The organism is Streptomyces sp. SLBN-118 (assembly GCF_006715635.1).
In the GTDB taxonomy this organism is placed as follows: Bacteria; Actinomycetota; Actinomycetes; order Streptomycetales; family Streptomycetaceae; genus Streptomyces.
Map to the genome: position 1 here is coordinate 618,950 of NZ_VFNP01000001.1, position 20,158 is coordinate 639,107.

The 20,158-nt window shown below is 70.1% G+C and carries 16 protein-coding genes and 1 riboswitch; of the genes, 4 read left to right on the forward strand and 12 right to left on the reverse strand.

From position 1 onward, the window contains the following. Nucleotides 1–40 precede the first annotated feature (40 nt). Together FBY35_RS02925 and FBY35_RS02930 are read right to left on the reverse strand one after the other, a co-directional pair. Complete coding sequence (locus FBY35_RS02925) at nt 41–568, reverse strand: histidine phosphatase family protein (RefSeq protein WP_142212269.1); 528 nt, start codon at nt 566–568, stop codon at nt 41–43. Further along, nucleotides 565–1,377, reverse strand: a complete 813-nt coding sequence (locus tag FBY35_RS02930) for a hypothetical protein (protein ID WP_142212270.1) — start codon at nt 1,375–1,377, stop codon at nt 565–567. The genes FBY35_RS02925 and FBY35_RS02930 overlap by 4 nt, the downstream gene beginning before the upstream one ends. A 198-nt stretch (nt 1,378–1,575) precedes the next feature. On the opposite strand from FBY35_RS02930, the gene FBY35_RS02935 reads away from it, so the two are divergent. Next, complete coding sequence (locus tag FBY35_RS02935) at nt 1,576–2,121, forward strand: hypothetical protein (RefSeq protein ID WP_260848485.1); 546 nt, start codon at nt 1,576–1,578, stop codon at nt 2,119–2,121. 60 nt (nt 2,122–2,181) lie between these two features. Here FBY35_RS02935 and FBY35_RS02940 read toward each other — a convergent pair whose 3' ends face one another. Beyond that, nucleotides 2,182–2,757, reverse strand: coding sequence for a CchlQ (locus tag FBY35_RS02940; RefSeq protein WP_260848486.1), 576 nt, complete (start codon nt 2,755–2,757; stop codon nt 2,182–2,184). Nucleotides 2,758–2,952: 195 nt separating this feature from the next. Here FBY35_RS02940 and FBY35_RS02945 point away from each other — a divergent pair, with 195 nt between their 5' ends. The 3 genes from FBY35_RS02945 (at nt 2,953) to FBY35_RS02955 (ending at nt 7,987) form a co-directional block, all read left to right on the forward strand. Beyond that, nucleotides 2,953–4,509 (forward strand): M4 family metallopeptidase, encoded by a 1,557-nt coding sequence (locus FBY35_RS02945; protein WP_142212271.1) that lies wholly within the window; start codon nt 2,953–2,955, stop codon nt 4,507–4,509. A 168-nt stretch (nt 4,510–4,677) separates the two neighbouring features. Continuing rightward, nucleotides 4,678–6,567 carry a Na+/H+ antiporter NhaA gene (gene nhaA / locus FBY35_RS02950; RefSeq protein ID WP_399208215.1) on the forward strand — a complete coding sequence of 630 codons (1,890 nt, stop codon included), beginning with the start codon at nt 4,678–4,680 and terminating at the stop codon, nt 6,565–6,567. Between the two features lie 55 nt (nt 6,568–6,622). Beyond that, the gene (locus FBY35_RS02955; RefSeq protein WP_142212272.1) at nt 6,623–7,987 is read left to right on the forward strand and encodes a pyridoxal-dependent decarboxylase; all 1,365 of its coding nucleotides are present in this window, start codon (nt 6,623–6,625) and stop codon (nt 7,985–7,987) included. Nucleotides 7,988–8,017: 30 nt separating this feature from the next. Here the strand turns inward: FBY35_RS02955 and FBY35_RS02960 are convergent, their stop codons facing one another. From FBY35_RS02960 to dhbC, 9 genes are all read right to left on the reverse strand, one after another. After that, nucleotides 8,018–9,454, reverse strand: a complete 1,437-nt coding sequence (locus tag FBY35_RS02960) for an NAD(P)/FAD-dependent oxidoreductase (protein ID WP_142212273.1) — start codon at nt 9,452–9,454, stop codon at nt 8,018–8,020. A 70-nt stretch (nt 9,455–9,524) separates the two neighbouring features. Further along, nucleotides 9,525–10,307 (reverse strand): transglycosylase SLT domain-containing protein, encoded by a 783-nt coding sequence (locus tag FBY35_RS02965; RefSeq protein WP_142212274.1) that lies wholly within the window; start codon nt 10,305–10,307, stop codon nt 9,525–9,527. A gap of 4 nt (nt 10,308–10,311) precedes the next feature. Next, nucleotides 10,312–10,500, reverse strand: a riboswitch (cyclic di-AMP (ydaO/yuaA leader). A 427-nt stretch (nt 10,501–10,927) separates the two neighbouring features. Continuing rightward, nucleotides 10,928–12,004, reverse strand: a complete 1,077-nt coding sequence (locus FBY35_RS02970) for a YncE family protein (RefSeq protein WP_142212275.1) — start codon at nt 12,002–12,004, stop codon at nt 10,928–10,930. Nucleotides 12,005–12,239: 235 nt separating this feature from the next. Next, a complete protein-coding gene (locus FBY35_RS02975; RefSeq protein WP_142212276.1) occupies nt 12,240–12,431 on the reverse strand; it encodes an MbtH family protein in 192 nt (63 codons plus the stop codon). After that, nucleotides 12,428–16,381: a non-ribosomal peptide synthetase gene (locus tag FBY35_RS02980; protein ID WP_142212277.1), complete on the reverse strand. Its 3,954-nt coding sequence runs from the start codon at nt 16,379–16,381 to the stop codon at nt 12,428–12,430. Before FBY35_RS02980 ends, FBY35_RS02975 begins: the two co-directional genes overlap by 4 nt. Further along, complete coding sequence (locus FBY35_RS36855; RefSeq protein ID WP_142212278.1) at nt 16,378–16,608, reverse strand: phosphopantetheine-binding protein; 231 nt, start codon at nt 16,606–16,608, stop codon at nt 16,378–16,380. Before FBY35_RS36855 ends, FBY35_RS02980 begins: the two co-directional genes overlap by 4 nt. Before the next feature lie 3 nt (nt 16,609–16,611). Next, complete coding sequence (locus FBY35_RS02990) at nt 16,612–17,244, reverse strand: isochorismatase family protein (protein WP_142212279.1); 633 nt, start codon at nt 17,242–17,244, stop codon at nt 16,612–16,614. A gap of 15 nt (nt 17,245–17,259) precedes the next feature. Then, on the reverse strand, nt 17,260–18,888 hold the full coding sequence (locus FBY35_RS02995) for a (2,3-dihydroxybenzoyl)adenylate synthase (RefSeq protein ID WP_142212280.1): 1,629 nt from the start codon (nt 18,886–18,888) through the stop codon (nt 17,260–17,262). Continuing rightward, on the reverse strand, nt 18,885–20,084 hold the full coding sequence (gene dhbC, locus FBY35_RS03000) for an isochorismate synthase DhbC (protein WP_142212281.1): 1,200 nt from the start codon (nt 20,082–20,084) through the stop codon (nt 18,885–18,887). Before dhbC ends, FBY35_RS02995 begins: the two co-directional genes overlap by 4 nt. Between the last annotated feature and the right edge of the window lie 74 nt (nt 20,085–20,158).

The window sequence follows — 20,158 nt, forward strand, 5'->3', positions numbered from 1 at the left end:
CCGCATTCCCCTGCCCCCGAGTGGTCACCTGTGGCGCGCGTCAGGGCTTCGCGCCGCGGGGCACGGCCATCTCGGTCAGCCGGGCTGCCCCCGCGCCGAGGTGCGACCAGGCGCCCGGCACCCGCAGGACGGCGATGGCGGACGTCGGGAATTTCGTACGCGTCTGCTCCAGCGCGACACCCTCTGCCTCCCCGGCGAGCATCAGGACCAGGTCCTGCATGCCCGGGTTGTGCCCGATCAGCAGCAGAGTGCGCACGTGTGCGGGCGTCTCCCGTACGACATCGAGCAATTCCGTCGCACTCGCGCCGTACAGGCGCACGTCATGGGTCACCGGGGTCGCGACGCCGGCCTCCGCCGAGGCGAGGTCCCATGTCTGCCTGGTGCGGCGGGCGGTGGAGCAGACAGCAAGATCAGGGACGCAGTCGGCCTCGCGCAGCCAGCGGCCGGCGGCCGGGGCGTCGCGTCGGCCACGCGGCGCGAGCGGCCGCTCGTGGTCGGCCACATCGTCGGGCCAGGCGGACTTGGCGTGCCGCAGCACGACCAGGCGCCGGGAGTCTGCAGCTGTCATCGCGTCTCCTTGGGCTGGCGGCCGACCTCGCGTGCGAGGTCGAGACCGAGGACACGGTCGAGATGGGCGAAGGTCTCGAACTTGGCGCCGCCCGGGACGTCCGAGTCCCGCGCCAGGCCGACCAGCAGCTCCAGAACGGCCGGCACGCCGAGATTGTCGTCGAGCGCGGCATAGGCCCGCTGCAGCAGGTCGGCGGGGATCGGCCGGGACGGCTCCCGCGCCCAGTCGGCCACCTGTTGCCGCCAGTGCCCCAGGAACCTCCCGGTCTCGGCGAGCGCGGCGAGAGTGACGGTGACCGGCACGCTGTGGGCGTGGCCGAGGAGAAGCATTCTGACGGCGAGCGGATCGGCCCCTTCGAGGCCCAGGTCAATCGCAATGGGTGCGTTGACGCCGCCCACGTCGATCCGGGCACCGTCGCCGGCGTCGGCGGTGTCGCTGCCGGTGCCGTGGGCGAACAGGTGCACGTCGGCCGGTGCGCCGGGTGACCCAGTCGCATCATGAGCGTCGACGGCGGCAGGCGGATGGATGCCGAGTGCGCCCATGGCCCGGTCGAGCGCCCGGGCACGCTCGTCCGGCAGATCCGGCGCGGTGAGGACCGTGACGGCCTGCAGACCGTGCAGCTCCGCCGCGCGTGCCAGTACGTCGCCGACCAGAGGCGCGCGCAGATGCGCCGCGCCGATCGCCGGGGCGGACGTCGTGTCTGTCGCGGCGTCGATGCCCGGCAGGTGGACGCAGATACGCAGCAGATGGCGATGCCCCGGGGGAATCTCCGCGAGGCGGCCGGTGCGGGTGTCGGCGATACGCAGCATGTTCTGGAGGCTAGTCGCGGAAACCTCCCGTGCGCGGGATGCCGGACCACGCCGCCGCGAACCACTGGGGGTCGGTGCGGTGCCACCGGGCCATGGTCGGCGCACACTGAAGGTGCGCACAGCGCGCCGGTTACGGGGCTCACCGCACCTGTTGATCTTCCACTACGAGATCTGGCCGGGCTGTGACCAGGAGGAGCCATGCCCGAACATGCCGCTCAGGACCCTCCGTCCCGCATATTCGTTGTCACACAGGATCTGCTGCACCGCGCGGCCCGCGTGCTCGGGCACCGGCGGCCTGCCGGAGCTACGACTCCGCTGCGGCCCGCTCGGTCCGAGCAGCTCAGAACGCTCGCGGACGTGCTCGACGCGGCGGTCGCCGCACAGCCTCTGGCGGACCGGCTGGTGGCCGCGTGCGGAGAGCCGGAGCCGGTACCGGGTGCCGTCGCCATAGCGGCCGGTGAGCAGGTGGTGGTCTATCACCGGCTGCGGGGGATGGTGCGCGCCCTGCCCGCGGACGACGACGTCGCCGAGGTCAGCGAACGCGCCGTACGACTGCTGTCCTACCACCAGTGGATGCTGCACCAGTCGCTCGTCTTCGCCTTCACCACGAACCCGGACTCCCGTGTGGAGGCCGGGCGGCTCCAGTTGAACGGGCTGGGAGCACCTGCCGACGCTCTTCGCGAGCTGCGCGACCAGGTCCGGGCCGCCGCGGACGGTGTTCCGGACGGGAAGAGCAGGTCATGACGGGGAGGCCGTGACGGAGAGGCCGTGACGGGCAGAAGCCTGTCGTCCGGGCGGACAGACCTACGCCCCGGTGACAGCGGCGCCTTGGCAGATCGGGCATCGGCCCCTGCCGTCCCACCCTTCCCATCCGAAATCCTCGGGCGCGAGCGGTTTTCCTTCCAACTCCCTGCGCACGGCGACCCGATAAATCCAGACCGCACCGATGTAGGGGTGGTAGGCATCGTGGAAGACGGGTGATGTCAGCGACGCACCTGTCGCGACCGTCCGTTGCAGAGCACGGAGTTGCTGGAACATCGCCTGCCCGGCAGCGGCGACATCGGTGGTCGCGTCGATGAAGAGCCGTTCCCGTACTTCATGGATCGCCGCATCGCTCAGTGCCGCGCGGGCCGCCGCGTCCGGGTCGGCCTCGGCGCCCGGGGCCTGTGCGATCTGGCGCAGCCGCGCGTGGCAGTCACCGGCGGCGGTGATGAACTCGATGTACACGGCCCGCCGCCGCTCCCCCACCCCACGATCCTGTTCGTGGCGATGGCGAAGGTAGTCGGCCAGAACGGTGCCGGAAATGGCGATGGTGCCACCGCTGACGGCGGCGACGAGTGTCCCCCAGTCCACGTCTCCCCCAGAAGTGATCAACGTCAAAGCCTGGAATCTACGCGTGCCTTGGCGCGCTCCGCAGAGTGGGGTCACTCGCCGAGTAACGGACAACACTGGCTTGAATTCGGACAAGAGTTGGTCAAAAAGTTGTGAGGTAATTGTTGACACTCCGTCAACTTCGTTCGTTTGGTGACACGCTCGTGGGGTTCAACCCCCCACAGGACGAACAACGGAGATCGCATGACCCCCCACAAGAACTCCCGGCGCGCCGCTGCCCTCGTAGCCACGGCCGCCATGGTGGTCGTCGGCGTACAGACTGCTTCCGCCACCACCGCACCCAACCGGGCGGACGACCCCACCCCCGCCCCGACGAGCGTGTCCGCGCGTGCCGCTGCCATCAAGTCCGCTCAGGCCGACGCCAGTTCGGCCGCCGAACGGCTCGGCCTCGGCACCAAGGAGAAGCTCGTCGTCCGTGACGTCATCAAGGACGCCGACGGCACCGTGCACACCCGCTACGAGCGCACGTACGCCGGGCTGCCCGTTCTCGGCGGTGACCTCGTCACGCACACCGCCGCGAACGGCACGCTCAAGAGCGTGGACAAGGCGAACGACGCACAGATATCGGTGGCGGGCACCGACACCGCACGCAAGGCCGCTGCCGGCGCCCGCAAGGTGATCTGGGCGGGCGACGGCAAGCCCGTCCTCGCCTTCGAGACCGTCAAGACCGGTGTGCAGAAGGACGGTACGCCCAGCAGGCTGCACATCATCACGGACGCCACCACGGGCAGGAAGCTCCACCAGTACGAGGCCATCGAGACCGGCACCGGCGCCAGCCAGTACAGCGGCGAGGTCCCCCTTACCACCACCAAGAACGGTTCCGGATTCGAGCTCACCGACGGCGAGCGCGGAGGCCACAAGACGTACGACCTCAACCAGGGCCAGAGCGGAACCGGCAAGCTGCTCACGGACGACGACGACAAGTGGGGCAGCGGCAGCAACGACAACCGGCAGACCGCCGGCGTCGACGCCGCCTACGGCGCGGCCGTGACATGGGACTTCTACAAGGCCGAACTCGGCCGCAGCGGTATCGCGGGCGACGGCAAGGCCGCGTACTCCCGGGTCCACTACGGCCAGTCGTACGTCAACGCCTTCTGGGACGACAGCTGCTTCTGCATGACGTACGGCGACGGCGAGGGCGACAAGAAGTCCCTCACCGAGCTCGACGTGGCCGGGCACGAGATGAGCCACGGCCTGACCTCCCGTACCGCGGGCCTCGAGTACAGCGGTGAGTCGGGCGGTCTCAACGAGGCGACCAGCGACATCTTCGGCACCTCGGTCGAGTTCTTCGCCAACAACAAGGAGGACGTCGGCGACTACCTCATCGGCGAAAGGATCGACATCAACGGCGACGGCACGCCGCTGCGCTACATGGACAAGCCCAGCAAGGACGGAAAGTCGCTGGACGCCTGGAAGGAAGGCGCCGGGGATGTGGACGTCCACTACTCCTCCGGCATCGCGAACCACTTCTTCTACCTGCTGTCCGAGGGCAGCGGCAAGAAGACGATCAACGGGGTCGACTACGACTCGCCGACCTCGGACGGCTCGACGGTCACCGGGATCGGCCGGGACAAGGCCTACAAGATCTGGTACAAGGCACTCACCACGTACATGACCTCGAAGACCGACTACAAGGCTGCCCGTGAGGCGACCGTGAAGGCGGCCAACGACCTGTACGGCACGGACGGCACGGAGGCGAAGACGGTCGCCGCCGCCTGGGGCGCGGTCAACGTGAAGTAACCGGCGTCCGCCCGGACGCTTCGCCGTGGCGGTGGGTGCTGTTTCGGCCTTGGACGATGCCGTGGAAGGCATCGTCGCCCACCGCTTCGGTGCCAGGCGGCGCCGTATGAGGCACATGGATCCGCGCGACGGCAGGCTCGAGGGCCGGGTACGGGAGAGAATCACCGGGTGACCGAACCCTCAGCGGCGCCCAGCATGTCCGCGCAGACCGTGTGCGGCGACGAGATGCGGACGCCGTGGCGCCACTTCCTGCGGACCGAGACGGGCAGTGCCACATTCCTGCTGGCCGCCGTGGTAGCGGCGCTGGTCTGGGCAAATGCCGCGCCCGGCTCCTACGAGGCCTTCTGGGGAACCCACCTGTCGGTGCAGCTCGCTTCCCACGGCGTGTCGCTCGACCTGCGCGGGTGGGTCAACAGCGGTCTGATGACCCTGTTCTTCTTCGTCGTCGGCCTCGAAGCCCGGCGGGAGTTCGACATGGGGGAACTGCGCGAACGGCGACGCGTCACGCTGCCACTGCTCGTCGGCATCGCGGGCATGATCGTTCCGGTGGTCATCTTTCTCGTTGTCAACGGCGGCCACGCCTCGGTGCACGGCTGGGGCGTCGCGATGTCCACCGACACTGCCTTCGCCCTCGGCATGCTGGCCCTGCTGGGTTCGCGCCTGCCGGCCGGCCTCAGAGTCTTCATCCTCACGGTCACCGTCGTCGACGACTTCGTCGCGCTCGGCGTCATCGCGGTCGCCTACAGTGACAGCATCGTCGTCCCGGCGCTACTGGTGGCGCTGGGCATCTTCGGCGGCATTCTGGTGCTGAGGGGCGCAGGCGTACGCCGGGGTCCGGTGTACGCGCTGCTCTCGATCGCGACCTGGACGGCGATGCTGAAGTCCGGCGTCGACCCTGTGGTCACCGGTCTGGCGGTCGGGCTGCTCACGTACGCGTATCCGGCGGCCAGGAGCGACCTGGAGCGGGCAAGCGGACTGTTCCGGCTGTTCCGTGAGCAGCCGACACCGGAGCTCGAGCGCTCCGTACGGCAGGGACTGGCCTCGGCCATCTCGCCGAACGAGCGGCTGCAGCGGATGTTCCACCCATGGACGAGCTATGTGATCGTGCCGCTGTTCGCGCTGGCCAACACGGGCATCCCCATCAGCACCGAGCAGCTGTCGCGCGCGGCGCACTCGCCCCTCACGCTGGGCATCCTGCTCGGCTTGGTCCTGGGCAAGCCGATCGCCGTTCTCGCTACGTCGTGGCTGGCGAGCCGGTTCAGCCACGGGCAACTGCGTCCGCCGGTCGGCTGGGGCGCGACGGCGGCCGGCGGCACCATCGCGGGCGTCGGATTCACCGTGTCCCTGCTGATCGCGACCCTCGCCTTCAGCGGCGACCAGCTGGAAGAGGCGAAGATCGGCATCCTCAGCGCGGTGATCTGCGCCTTCGCCCTCACCTGGGCGGTCACGGCCGTGATCGGGCTGCTGCCCCGCCGTACGCAGATTCGTGCGCTGCTGGGCGCCCAGGAGGGCATCGTCGACCTCGCCGCACCTGTCGACCCCGAACGCGACCACATCCGCGGAAGCGCGGGCGCCTCGGTAACCGTGGTCGAGTACGGCGACTTCGAATGCCCGTACTGCGGTCAGGCGGAACCCGTCGTCCGCGCTCTCCTGGCCGACTTCGGGGATGTCCGCTACGTCTGGCGGCACCTGCCGCTGACCGACGTCCACCCCCGGGCCCAGCTCGCCGCGGAAGCGTCCGAGGCCGCGGCCGCACAGGACGCCTTCTGGCAGATGCACGACCTGCTCATGGAACGCCAGGAGGCACTGAAGCCCTCGGATCTCGTCCTCCACGCGCAGGAGATCGGTCTGGACGTCGAGCGTTTCCAGCGCGACCTGCGCACGCGGAGGGGCGCGGCGCGGGTGGCCGAGGACGTGGAGTCCGCCGACCTCAGCGGCGTGTCCGGGACACCGACCTTCTTCATCAACGGGATCCGCCACCACGGCGCCTACGACATCGGCCACCTGTCCGCGGCGGTACGAACCGCCCGCCAGCGCGCAGCCGTGCGCCAGGCATAGGGCGTGAAGGCTTCCCCGGTTGCGTGGCGACCGCACCTGTCTCATAGTCCGAGGCATGGACGCGCGGGAGACAGCGCTTCATCAGGCGTACGACCATGCCGTCCGCTGGCTGGCGAGCCTGTCCGATCGCCCGGTTCCGGCTCGCGCCTCGGTCGACGAGATCGTGCGTGCGCTCGGTGCCGAGCTGCCGGAGGGTCCAAGCGCTCCCGCCGATGTCGTCGACCTGCTGGCCGGCGCCTGCGAGCCGGGGCTCACCGCCTTTCCCAGCGGCCGCTTCTACGGCTTCGTGGTCGGTGGCAGTGAACCGGCCGCGCTGGCCACCGACTGGCTGGTCAGCGCCTGGGACCAGAACAGCGTGATGCGCGCCGTCTCACCCGCGCACGCGGCCGCGGAGGACATCGCCGGCGCCTGGCTGCTCGACCTGCTCGGCCTGCCGGCCGACAGCGCCGTCGGCTTCACGACCGGGGCCACGATGTCGAGCTTCACCTGCCTCGCCGCGGGACGCGACGCGGTGCTGCGCCGCGCCGGCTGGAACATCGCCCGCGACGGGCTCGCCGGCGGACCACCCGTCCATGTCATCGCGGGCGAGGACCGCCACATGGCCATCGACCTGGCCCTGCGCTACCTGGGGCTCGGCCAAGCCGAACTGGTGGCGTCGGACTACCAGGGACGCATCGAGCCGGAAGGGCTGAGACAGGCCCTGGCGGCCGGCGGGCAGCGCCCCACGATCGTGATCCTTCAGGCGGGAGACATCCACTCCGGTGCCTTCGACTCCTTCACCGGTACGATCCGCGCCGCTCATGAGGCGGACGCATGGGTGCACATCGACGGCGCCTTCGGACTCTGGGCGGCCGCCTCACCCGCGTACGCGCATCTGACGGAGGGCTGCGCCGAGGCCGACTCGTGGGCCACGGATGCCCACAAGACCCTGAACGTCCCGTACGACTGCGGCCTCGCCATCGTGCGCGACCCGTCCGCGGTACGGGCGGCGATGGGCCTGCGCGGCGACTACCTCATCCATGACGAGCACGGCGACCCCATCGACAAGGTCCCCGAACTCTCCCGGCGCGGCAGGGCCTTCACCGTATGGGCAGCGCTCAGGTCGCTGGGCCGGTCCGGAGTGGCCGACCTGATCGACCGGTTGTGCCGGCACGCCTCCACGTTCGCGTCCGGGATTGCCGCGATCGACGGGGCGAGCGTGCTCAACGATGTGGTGTTCACCCAGGTCTGCGCCGAGTTCGGCAACGACGAACGGACGGAACAGGTGCTGAACCGCCTGCTCGCCGACGGCACGGCATGGATCAGCGGCTCCACCTGGCACGGCCGCCGGGTCATGCGGATCTCGGTGAGCAACTGGTCGACGACCGACCAGGACGTGGAGCGCACACTGGACGCGATCCGGCGCGCGGCCGCAGCGTGAGCCGTGCCGCCGCCTGTCGCCGGCCGTACCTCAGCCGCAGGCCGGTTCCCGCGTCATCGGAGGCTCAGCGGGCGTCACGGGAACCGGCCCGAAGAGCACGGACCTGGCCACCTTCGGTGCGAACAGCGCGGTGAGCGGCGCTGTCAGGGTCAGCACGGAGCGGAAGGCCGGGCCCACGACCGGGTCGCCCGGGTAGCGTTGCTGGACGCGGGCCAGATACCAGCCCACCAGGCGGTCCGCCGCCCGGGTGGTGACCGCGTTGCCCACTGCGCCCGGCATCTTCTTGTCCGCGCCCGCCGAGATGTCCCAGGCCTGGCGCGACGCCTCGAAGAGCGCCTTCTGGACGACGTGTGTCGTCGGCGTACGCCGCGGGTGGGCCAGCGCGTCGCGCAGCGCCACCGCACTCATCGCGGCGACCGCCATGCCCTGGCCGTAGATCGGGTTGAACGTGCACAGCGCGTCGCCCGTTGCGAGGAATCCGGCGGGGCGGCGGCCCGGGCGGTCGTAGCGGCGGCGGAGGTTCGACGTCTGGCGAAAGCCGAAGGGCGGCGTGTCCGGTTCTGCCTCGCGCATCCAGTCATGGATGAAGGGGTGCGGGAAACGGGCCGCGAACGCCTCGAACCCCTCCTCGTCTATGGGCGGTTCGTCGCCGCGTACGCCCGACAGAATCACGAGGTAACGGCCGTCCTCCAGGGGCAGCACGCCGCCCCCGCACACCTGCGAGGGGTTGGGGAAGACGTAATAACCGAGCGAATCGGAGCCGAGGTTGTCGCTCTTGTTGTGGTAGATCCGAGAGGCGTAGGCGAGACCCGTGTCAATGGTCTCCACCTCCGGGGGCTCGGCGCCGATCGCCGACAGCCACTGCGAGGCGCGCGAACCGCGTCCCGACGCATCGAGCACCAGGCCGGCTTCGAGCACCTGGGGCTCCTGCCCGACGGCGTGGGGACCCTCGCCGCGGGGGCGCAGCAGCACACCTCGTACCCGGGAGGCATCGCCGAGCAGCCCGACGGCCTCCGCCGATGTGACCGTCGCGATCGCCGGGTTGGCCAGGACGCGCTCACGGACCAGGTGCTCGATCTGTCCGCGGGAGCCGGTGTAGATGTACGAGGTCGGCTCCGTACGCCTGAACCAGCGGCCGCTCTGCCACTGCACCATGTCCGAGGGCTGGCCGAGCCGGGGCGCGCCAGAAGCCCTCAACTCGGCCATGAAACCCGGCAGTAGAGCCTCGAGGGCGAGCTGTCCGCCCTCGAGCAGCACATGCGCGTGGCGCCCCTGCGGCACGCCGGCACGCGGTTTGGGGCTCTCGGGAAAGCGGTCGCGCTCGACGATCGTCACCTTGTCGGCGTGCTCGGCGAGTACGTGTGCCGCCAGCAGCCCGGCCAGGCTGCCCCCGATAACGACGGCGTGGCGCCCTCTCGCGCCCGCCCCCCGTCGCCAACTGCCGTTTTTCTGCCCGTCGTCCACCATGTGCCAGCCCCTCGTGGTCAGCGAGTTGATCCAAGTCTGACCAGTATCCCGGCGCGGAGGGGCAGGCCGGTCAGTACGCGCCGTTCACGTTGTCGATCGAACCGTACTTGTCGGCGGCGTAGTTGCACGCTGCGGTGATGTTGGCGACCGGGTCGTAGCTGTCCATCGACGTGCCGGGCACGTGGTAGGCGAAGAAGGTCGGGTCGATGACCTGCAGGAGGCCCTTGGACGGCGTTCCCGCCATGGCGTTGGAGTCCCAGTTGTTGATGGCCAGCGGGTTGCCCGAGGACTCGCGCATGATGTTGCGGTGGATGCCGTCATAGCTGCCGGGGATGCGGTGCTTGGCCATGACGTCCAGCGACTCCTTGATCCAGCCGTCGAGGTCGTTCGTGTACGCCTTCTTCTTCGGCTTCACAGCGGGGGCGCTCTTCCCCGCGGTCAGAGTGGTCGCACGCTTGGAGCGGTTGGCCCGGTCGGCGGCGGGGGCCGCCTTGGCCTTCTTGCCGATCGTCAGCTTGAGGCCGGGGTGAATCAGCCGCGGGTCACCGCCGATGACCTTGCGGTTGTCCCGGTACAGCTTCTTCCAGCCGCCGCTCACGTTGAGCTGGTCCGCAATCTTGGACAGGGAGTCCCCGGCGACGACCGTGTAGGTCGTGGTGCCCGCCTTCTTCGCGAGGACGGAGGCCGTGACGGAGGTCTTGGCGGCGGGAGCGGACTGCGGTGCCGTCTGCGCGGAGGCCACACTCGCGCCGATCACCGGCAGGACCAGGGCGGTGCCGCCCGCGCCCGCGGCGACGAGACCGCGGCTGAGTGCACGGGACTTGGGACGGCGATGCTTACCCTTTCCGGGCATGGCGAATTCCTCTCCGTCGCCTGCGAGGTGAGCTGTCGGGTTCGGGCTGGAGATGCCCGGCCGCAATTGGCGACTTCACCCCAAGCCGTTCCGCATTCCGGATCGGCGGCTTACCTGGGTCCCCCGCTCCTGCCGTGCGTATGTCGTAGGTGGTCGGTTTCCGGACGGCGGCAGGATTCGGCGGTCCATCCGGGTTGCGGTGACCGTAAACGAGGCAGACCGGGCGGAACAAGTGCCGATTCACATTTCAATACGCGAGTCGGATTCTTCGCGAGAAATTCCCGACTGCCGGCATGATCGGGAATCTCAACTTTCTTGTCGCAGAACGGGACTGGGCGCCGGCCGCCTTGCGAAGACCTCGCGAGACGTGACCCATTTCACTGGACTGCAATGCAACCGAGTCCGATTTGCGACAGTGCGATGCGGATAAAGAGAATTCGCCCGGGTTCCTCTTGTGCGGGCATCGAATAACAATAGAGATGAACTGCCCATGCGGGCCTTTTCGGACACAATGTGCTTTTCGGGGCGTGCCCGGGGACCCCACGGGACCCCACCAGGACAGAGCAGAGCGCCCCGGACGGCGAAGCCCGCCATCCGGAGCGCTCAGGTACAGCAGCCGGTCAGCCGGTCGCACGAATGCGGTGGATGGAGTCCATCGCCTCCGCGCCGACCTCCGCCTTGTCGACGACATAGGCCGTGCCGCGCGTGACGACGACATGGTCCGTGTTCGCCCCGGTCGCAAGGTTCGCGAGCACGACTCCCTTGCGGGGGTCGACCACCGAGGTCGTACCGGATTCCCTGTTGGCCACGAAGACGTTGCCCGTGCACGCGTCGGTCGCGACCGCCAGGGCACCCGCTCCCGTCGCGATCTCCTTCCGCACCACTCCCGCGCGCAGATCGATGACGGCGAGGGAACCGCTCGTCAGATTGGCGGCGTAGGCGGTCCTGCCGTCGGCGGACAGTGCGACGTCGATCGTGCCCTTGCCGGCAGGGATCAGCCTGGGAGTGCTGGATGCCGCGGAGACCTCGATGAGCTGACCGTTGGTCAGATCGGCCGCGTAGACGGTGCCGGTGCGCTCGTCGACGGCCACGCCCGCCGGTGCCGCACCGGGCACCGTGACGCGCTTCTTCTCCTGGTATGTACGGGTGTCGAAGGCGACGATGCTGCCGTCTTCGAGCCCGGCCGTCCAGGCCAGGTTGCGCTGCTGGTCGACGACCACGTCACGAGCGTGCTTCACGCCGGGCAGCGAGGCCAGGTGCTCGCCCGTGCGCTGGCTGTAGACGGCAAGGGAGTTGTCTAGCGTGTTGGTGGTCCACACCGTGTTGTGCACGTCGTCCACGGCCACCCCGTAGACGGCCTCCCGCGCCCCGGTGGCCTCGTCCTTGAGGGGCGGCGTGTAGGCGGCCTTCACCTTCAGCGTTGCCGGGTCCACCTTGAGCAGCTGGGTCTGGGTGACCGGGGGGTATCCGACAGAGCTGGTGACCCACAGGACATTGTTCCGCGCGGAATAGGCGGACTGGTAAAGGCCCTTGCCCAGCTCGGCCGAGTCGACCGTGTAGGACGCCTGGAGCGTGTGAACCTTCGCCGGGGCCGCGGCCGTGGCCGTGGCCGTGCCGGCCGGGCCGAGCGCGCAGGTGGCGGTTATGGCGGCGGCGAGCAGGACCCGGCGACGAATTGAGCTTCGGGTGCGGGACATGGTTTGTTCCTCCAGAACAATGAGAAGTGGATGCCGGTTTCATGGCACCGTGGATATGCGCCCCTGCTGGGCCCCTGCCTCACTATGGGGGCAGGACTTGTCCGTTGGCGGGTCGTTCCCCCTCGTCTGACATATCGCTGACACGTTCCGGCCGGGTATCGAGAAATGTGTCGCCGAATTCCCCGCCGTCGCGGGAGCCCTGGAATTGGTGTCCCAGGCCTTCTGCTTCACCGGATCAGCCGGGCGGCACGGACGGCACGGACGTAAGTGCCCGCAGACAGTCCTCGTGTGATGCGGGGCCGTGTTCCGTGGCCCAACCGGCGGGCACGGGCAGGAATACCGGCCACAGTGACCGTGCTCCTGCCGCGTTGACGAGGACGAGATGGGTGAAGTCGGGCGTGCCCGTGGGGTCGAAGGGCTGGGTCATGTGTCGAGTTCCTTCAGCCGGGCCATGAGGAGCGTGGCGATCTCGTCGAGCTGCCGTGGCTGTGTCATCTCGGGATGCAGGCAGTCCAGCCTGTGCTCGTCGAGCCTGCCGGTCATGTACGGCCGCCAGGCGTGCGGAGTGAGCCAGTCCTCGGCGCGGGGCGCGGCTGCCGTGAAGAACAGCAGGTCCCCCTCGAAGGTCTGGTGCCGGTGGGTCCGCATGAGGCGGGCGTTGTTGGTCACGATGCCGAGGACGGCGGTCAGTACCCGCTCGGGCAGGGCCGCGAGCGCACTGCCCTCATGGCGCAGGGTGGCGAGGACACCGTCCCGGGTCAGTCCGTCACCGCCCTCGAAACCGGCCATGCGCAGAAGGGCGTTGAGCGCGTCGGCCTCGGTGGGTCCTGCCAGGTCCCGCCACTGGTCCGAGGGGTAGGCGTCCATGAGGGCCAGCAGGTCGACCTGTTCGCCGCTGTGCTGGAGATGGACGGCGACGGTGTGGGCGATGACTCCTCCGACGGACCAGCCGAGGAGCCGGTAGGGGCCGTGCGGCTGGACGGTGCGGATCTGTGCCACATAGTCGGCGGCCATCTCGTCCATCGTGGCGGGCAGGATTTCCTCGTCGTGCATCAGGCCACGGGCCTGGAGTCCGTGGACGGGCTGTCCGCTGCCGAGACCGGAGAGGAGCCCCGAGTAGCACCAGCTGATGCCGCCGGCCGGGTGGAACACGAACAGCGGGACGCGCTCGCCAGTGGCGCGCAGCGGCAGCAGAACCTCCAGCGCGGTGTCGGCGCTGTTGTCGTCGGTGAGACGCTCGGCGAGCGCGGCGGGTGTCGGCGCCCGGAACAGGGTCCCGATCGGGGCGCTGATGCCAAGCGTTTCGCGGATACGGGACATGAGACGGGCGGCCAGCAGGGAGGTGCCGCCGAGGTCGAAGAACGCGGCATCCGTGCCGACCCGTTCGAGGCCGAGGACCTCGGCGAAGAGGCGGGTCAGTGTCTCCTCGGCGGGGTTGCGGGGTGCGCGTCCGCCACAGTGCGTATCGGCGGCGGGGGCGGGCAGGGCCCTGCGGTCGAGCTTTCCGTTGGGGCTCAGAGGGAAGTCGTCGAGGCGGACGATCGCCGAGGGCACCATGTACTCGGGCAGGAGCGCGCCGAGGCGTGCCCGCAGGGTCTCCTGGTCGGGAACGGCGTCGCTGCCCGTGATGTAGGCGACGAGCCGCTGGTCACCGGGCCGGTCCTCGCGCACCACCACACAGGCGCCGGTCACCGCGTCCATCGCCGCAACGTGGGCCTCGATCTCGCCGGGTTCGAGGCGCTGGCCGCGGAGTTTGACCTGCTGGTCGGTGCGCCCCAGGTAGATGACCTCGCCGTCGGCCGTCCACCGGGCGAGGTCGCCCGTGCGGTACATACGGGCGCCGTCCTGACCGTAGGGGTCGGCGACGAAGCGGGTCGCGGTCAGGTCGGGGCGGCGAAGGTAGCCGTCGGCGAGCTGGACTCCGGCGAGGTAGAGCTCGCCCGTGACGCCGGGCGGACACGGTTGGAGGGCCGCGTCCAGGACGTACAGCCGGGTGTTCCACACGGGACGGCCGATGGGTACGGACCCGCCCTGCCCGGGTGTGCACGTGTGGTGCGTGACGTCGACGGCGGCTTCCGTCGGACCGTAGAGGTTGTGCAACCGCGCTGCGGGCACGGCCTGTTGGAAGTCCTCCACGGTCTCCCGGGGCAGGGCCTCACCGCTGCAGAAGACGTCGCGCAGCGAGGAACATCCGGCCGCTTCCGGCTCCGCGAGGAACACCTGGAGCATGGACGGCACGAAGTGGCAGACGGTGATCGCCTGCTCCTGGATGGTCCTGGCCAGATAGTGCGGGTCCTTGTGCCCGTCGGGTTCGGCGACGACAAGCGTCGCACCTTCGCGCAGGGCCCAGAAGAACTCCCATACGGACACGTCGAAGCCGGAGGGTGTCTTCTGCAGCACCCGGTCGCCGGGGCCGAGCGGGTAGGTGTGCTGCATCCAGCGCAGCCGGTTGTCGATGGCCGCGTGCGGCACCACAACGCCCTTGGGCCTGCCCGTGGAACCGGAGGTGTAGATGACATACGCCGGGTGCTGCGGCGTGAGCGCGCGCACCGGATCGAGGGGCGACAGGGCCGAAAGATCCGTCCGGTCGAGCAGGATGTACGGCAGGTCCGTGTCCGGCAGCCGGACCCGGGTGGCCGAGTCGGTGACCACGCAGACCGGCTCGGCGTCCTCCAGCATGTCGGCGAGGCGTCCTGCCGGATAGCCCGGGTCGAGCGGCAGATACGCGCCGCCCGCCTTGAGTACGGCCAGCAGAGCGACGATCAGTTCCACCGAGCGCGGCAGGGCGATCGCCACCAGCGAGCCGGGCCGAACACCGTGTCCGGTCAGATGGCGGGCGAGACGGCTGGCATCGGCGTTCAGTTCGGCGTACGTCAGCGTCCTGTCCCCGAAGACGAGGGCCGTGGCGTCGGGTGTGCGGCGTGCCTGCGCCTCGACGGGGCCGATCAGGGTGGTCGCGGGCAGTGGCCGGGCCGTGTCGTTGAACTCGACGAGGACGCGCTGCGCTTCCTCCTCGGTCGCGATGCCGAGCTGTGCGAGCGGGGCCGCCGGGTCGCAATGGGCGATCCGGTTGATCAGGTGCAGGAACCGCCCCTGGTGGGCGAGGAGTTCGTCGTCGGTGTACGCGGCGGGGTTGGCGTCGTGGTCGATGTGCAGGCCCCGGCCGTCGGTCCGGTCGTAGACGTTGACGGTGAGATCGTCGACCGGGCCCGCGGAGAGGTTGTGCGGGACCGCGGTGCTGCCGCCGAAGGTGAGTGCGTAGTCGAACGGCATGATGTTGACCAGCGGTCCGACCAGCGCCCGCCCTTCGCCGAGCAGGCCGAGGTCCCGCCTGATGTCCTCGATCCGGTAGCGCTGGTGGCGGCGCGCTGCCCGTACGGCGAGGACGACCTGGCGCGTCAGTCCGGCCAGCGTGGTGTCCGGTGCGACGGTCAGCCGCAGCGGCAGCACGTTCATCACCATGCCGGGGATGCGCAGGGCGACCGAGCCCATGCGGCCCATCATCGGCATCCCCAGCACCACGTCAGGGGTGCCGGTGGCTCGCGAGACATAGAGTGCCTGGGCCGCGACCAGCAACTCCGGCCAGGTGGCGCGCAGTTCGTCGGCGAGTGTCCGCAGCCGGGCCGTGATAACGGCGGGGACGCGGGCGCTGCGCCGCAGGAAGGTACGGGAGGGCAGCACGGTGCGTCCGGCGAGGGCGGGCGCCTGCGGGCGGTCGGCGAGAGCTTCGGCCCAGTGAATCCGGTCCTTGTCGAACTGGTCGCCGTCGCGGTAGGCGGCGTCGTCGGCGATCAGTTCGGCCAGAGTGCCGAAGGGGTTCTCGCCCGGCTCCTCCTGCGCGGCCAGGGCCGTGTAGACCTGGGCGGTGCGGCGGGCGAGCAGTGAGTAGCCGAAGCCGTCCATGACGATGTGGTGCACGCACTGGTACCACAGCCAGCGCTCGTCGCCGACCCGGAACACCGCGTGCCGGAACGGCGGCGCGGCGGGGAGGTCGAACGGCCGCGTCAGATCGTCGTCCATCCAGGCGCGGGCGGCCGACAGCGGCTCGGGCTCCGAGCGCAGATCGGCTGTGTGCAGCGGAAAGCCGTGCTCGGGCGCGCCCGGGTCGAGGGCGAACTGCCGAGGCCCGTCCGGGGTTTCCGCGATGCGTACACACAGCGCGTCCGCCTCACAAGCGGTACGGTGCAGCGCCCTCGCCAGCAGCTCCGGCTGCAAGGGCCCCTCGATCTCCAGGTATTCGGCCGTGTTGAGCGCGGGGCTCTGCGGGTCGAGTGCCTGCATGTACCACATGCCCGACTGGGCCGCGGTCAGCGGCAGACCGGCGCCCCGCGGCGCCGCGGCCTGGGCGGTGGGTTCGGCTGTCGGCAGGGCCGTCATGCCTCGGCCCCCAGCAGTGGCGACCAGGCCTCGATGGCGGGGCGTTCGGCGAGTGCGACGAAGGTGATGTCCGCGCCGTGCTCACGGCGCCATCGTTCGACCAGGCTCATCAGCCGGACCGAGTCGAGCCCGTAGTCGGCGAGATTCTCGTCGTCGGGGATGTCCGCGGGGTCCTCCCCCAGCACATCGGCGACGTCCTCACGTATCTGCTGCATGGTCAGCGCCATGAGTCAGTCCCCCTTGAAGATCGCGTCGGTGGTGGTGACGAAGGCGCAGCGGCCGGCGGCCCAGCGCAGCGCCGAACGGTGTTCGTCCTCGCCGAAGTCGGCGACGGCGTCGGCGACGACGAAGGCCTGGATGTCGCGCATCCACGCGTCGCAGGCGGTCATGACGACGCCGATGTGTGCGTAGACGCCCGTGATGACGAGTTGGTCGCGGCCCTGGCGCTCCATGAGCGCGGCGAGGTCGGACCGCACGAAGGCGCTGTACTTCCACTTGGTGAGGACCGTGTCCCCGTCCTTGGGAGCCACGGCCGCGGCGATGGCTTCCGCGTGCGGGTCGGCGGGCAGCCCCGGCCCCCAGAAGTCCTGCTGGAGACCGCGCTGTTCGGGGCTCTGTCCACCGGGCTGCGCGGAGTAGACGACGGGGATGCCGCGGCTTCGGGCCTCGTCGGTCAGCCGGGCGGTGTTGGCGAGGAGTTCGGTCACGGGTGAGGCATCCGCCTCGAACGCGGACAGGAAGTGGTTCTGCAGGTCGTGGACGAGCAGGACGGCCCGTGCCGGGTCGACGGTCCAGTCGACGCGGTTCTGGGGCAGGCCTGCGACGCCGGGCATGGCGTAGGGGGCGATGGCGGGCAGCGCCATGGAAGGAAGTGCCTTTCAGGGATGGGCGGGCTGGGTGGCGGTCGTGCGCAGGTCCTTCTTGCTCACCTTGCCGACACCCGTGTGCGGGAAGACATCGACGAACTCGACCCGGTCGGGCACCTTGTAGGCGGCCAGTCCGCGTTCGCGCACGAACCGTCGCAGGGCGGCGGGGCGCAGTTCGGCCGCCTCGCGGAGGATGACGTAGGCGCAGGTGCGCTCGCCGAGATAGTCGTCGGGTACGGAGACGACGGACACGTCGTGCACAGCCGGGTGGCCGAGGATGACGTTCTCGACCTCCTCCGCGGCGATCTTCTCGCCGCCGCGGTTGATCTGGTCCTTGGCGCGCCCCTCGACCACGAGGTGTCCGCTCGGGGTCGCCCGGGCTATGTCGCCTGTGCGGTAGAAACCGTCCTGTGTGAACGCGCGCTCGTTGTGCTCGGGGGCACGCCAGTAGCCCCGGATCGTGTAGGGGCCGCGGGTGAGCAGATGCCCTGGCTCTCCCGGTGCGACGTCCTGGTCCTCGTCGTCGACGATGCGGATCTCGTCGTCGGGCGAGATCGGGCGGCCCTGGGTGGTGAGGACGGTCTCCTCGTCGTCGTCCAGCCGCGTGTAGTTGACGAGGCCTTCGGCCATGCCGAAGACCTGCTGGAGCGTGCAGTCGAGCGCGGGGCGTAAGCGCCGGGCGGCCGCCTCGCTGAGCTTGGCTCCACCCACCAGCAGGACGTCCAGGCTGGAGAGGTCGTGCGGCGTGCCGCGGGCGGCCTCGGTCCACACCAGGGCGAGCGGGGGCACAAGGCCGGTGATCGTCACGCCCTCGCGTTCGATGAGGGGGAAGGCGGTCTCGGGTGCCGAGCCGGGGCACAGCACCACCCGTCCGCCCGCGCACAGGGTGCCCAGCGAACCGGGCGAGCTGAGCGGGAAGTTGTGGGCAGCGGGCAGGACGACGAGATAGACGCTGTTCTCGTCCACCGCGCAGATCTCGTTGGATCCGCGCAGCGAGTACAGGTAGTCGTCGTGCGTACGGGGAATCAGCTTGGGCACTCCCGTACTGCCGCCGGACAGCTGGAGGAAGGCCAGGTCCGACGCCGCCGGGCCGTCAGGGTCGTCGAGTCCGGTCACCTCGCGCGGCACAACGCTCAGCGCGGTGTGTTCGCCCGGCTCCCCGACGACGAACACATGGCGGAGGGTGGGTGCCTGTTCCTTCACCTTGGCGGCGAGGCCGCGGTAGTCGAAGCCCTCGTGGTGGTCGGCGACGACGTACGCGACCGCCTCGGAGAACGAGCAGAAGTACCCGATCTCGACCTCCCGGTGGGCCGGAAGGGCGAACACCGGCAGCGCGCCGATCCGGAACAGCGCGAAGACCACCTCGAAGAACTCCGCGACGTTGGGCAGTTGCACCACGACCCGGTCGCCCTTGGCGATGCCGGCGTCGCGGAAGCCGGCGGCGAGCCGGTCGGCCCGGCGGTCCAGCTCCGCGTAGGTCCAGCGCCGCCCGTCCCCGGCCGGGTCCACCACGGCGACCCGGTCCGGATACTGCCCGGCACGGGCCCTCAGCATCTGCCCGAACGTCTCCCCCTGCCAGTACCCGGCCGCGCGGTAGCGCGCGGCGACGTCGGCGGGCCAGGTGGGCGCGTCTGTGCTCACAGCTCTGCGCCCACGGCGTCGAGGAACGTACGGAACTTGGCGCTCGTCTCGGCGGTCTCGGCCGCCGGGTCGGACGAGGCCACCACACCCGCCCCGGCGAACAGCCGCAGTCCGCCCCTGGCCGCCTCGGCGCAGCGGATGGTCACCACCCACTCGCCGTCGCCCTGAGCGTCGCCCCAGCCCACGACGCCGGAGTACAACCCCCGGTCGAACGGCTCCAGTTCCCCGATGACCTTGCGCGCCAACGACGTGGGCTCCCCGCAGACGGCCGGTGTGGGGTGCAGCGCACAGGCGAGTTCCAGCGCGGAGACCGGCTGTGTGCCGAGGGATCCGGTGATGGTCGTCGACAGGTGCCACATGGCGGCGGTCTTCACCAGGGTGGGCCGCTCGGGCACGACAAGGTCGGTGCAGTACGGGGCGAGCGCCTCGCCGATGGCGTTCACGACGACGGCGTGCTCGTGCAGGTCCTTGGGCGATTCGAGCAGCGCCGCGGCGCGCCGCACGTCCTCGGCCAGGTCGGTGCTGCGCGGTGTGGAACCGGCGAGCGGGTTGGCCAGAAGGCTGTTGCCGCGTCGGGAGACCAGCAGTTCGGGGCTGGCGCCGAGCAGGGTGCGGTCCGTGCCCGTGGGCATCGCGAAGGTGTAGCCGCGAGTGTCCCGGCGGGCGAGGCGCTGGAGCATCCCCGGTACGTCGGGTTCCCGGTCGCCGGTCAGATCGAGTGCGCGGGCGAGGACGACCTTGCGGAACTCGCCGGCCTTCATCCGGCCGACAGCGGCGGCGACAGCGGCCGTGTACTGCTCGGGCAGCGGCACCGGGCGCATCTTCCAGGCCGTGGCGGCCGGTTGGGGCGCGGGGAGCGCGATCAGCGGGTCCCTGCCGAGGGCCGGTGCCCGGTGCAGTGTCTCGGGGACGGCGAGCGCGACGGGCGCGGACGGGTCGAAGGGGATCGCTCCGATGACCACGGGGTCCGGCTGTCCCGAGTTCCTTGCCGCAGTCAGGGCGTCCTGGACGCGCTCGGTCAGCGGTCGCGTGTCGTGCGACACGGAGGCACGCACACCGCGGGCGAGAAGCGTTCTCGTCGGTGAGGCGAAGAAGCGGTCCGTCGCGGGCCGATAGGCATCGAGGAGAGCCGTCGCCGTACCGACGACTCCGGCTCCGGACTCCTCCGTGGTGAGCGTGTCATGGACCGTGGTCACCTTGGGATCTCCCAGTTTCTCTGCATACCCCGGTACAGGGGTCGACGGTGTCGGGACTGTACGAACAGCCAGGC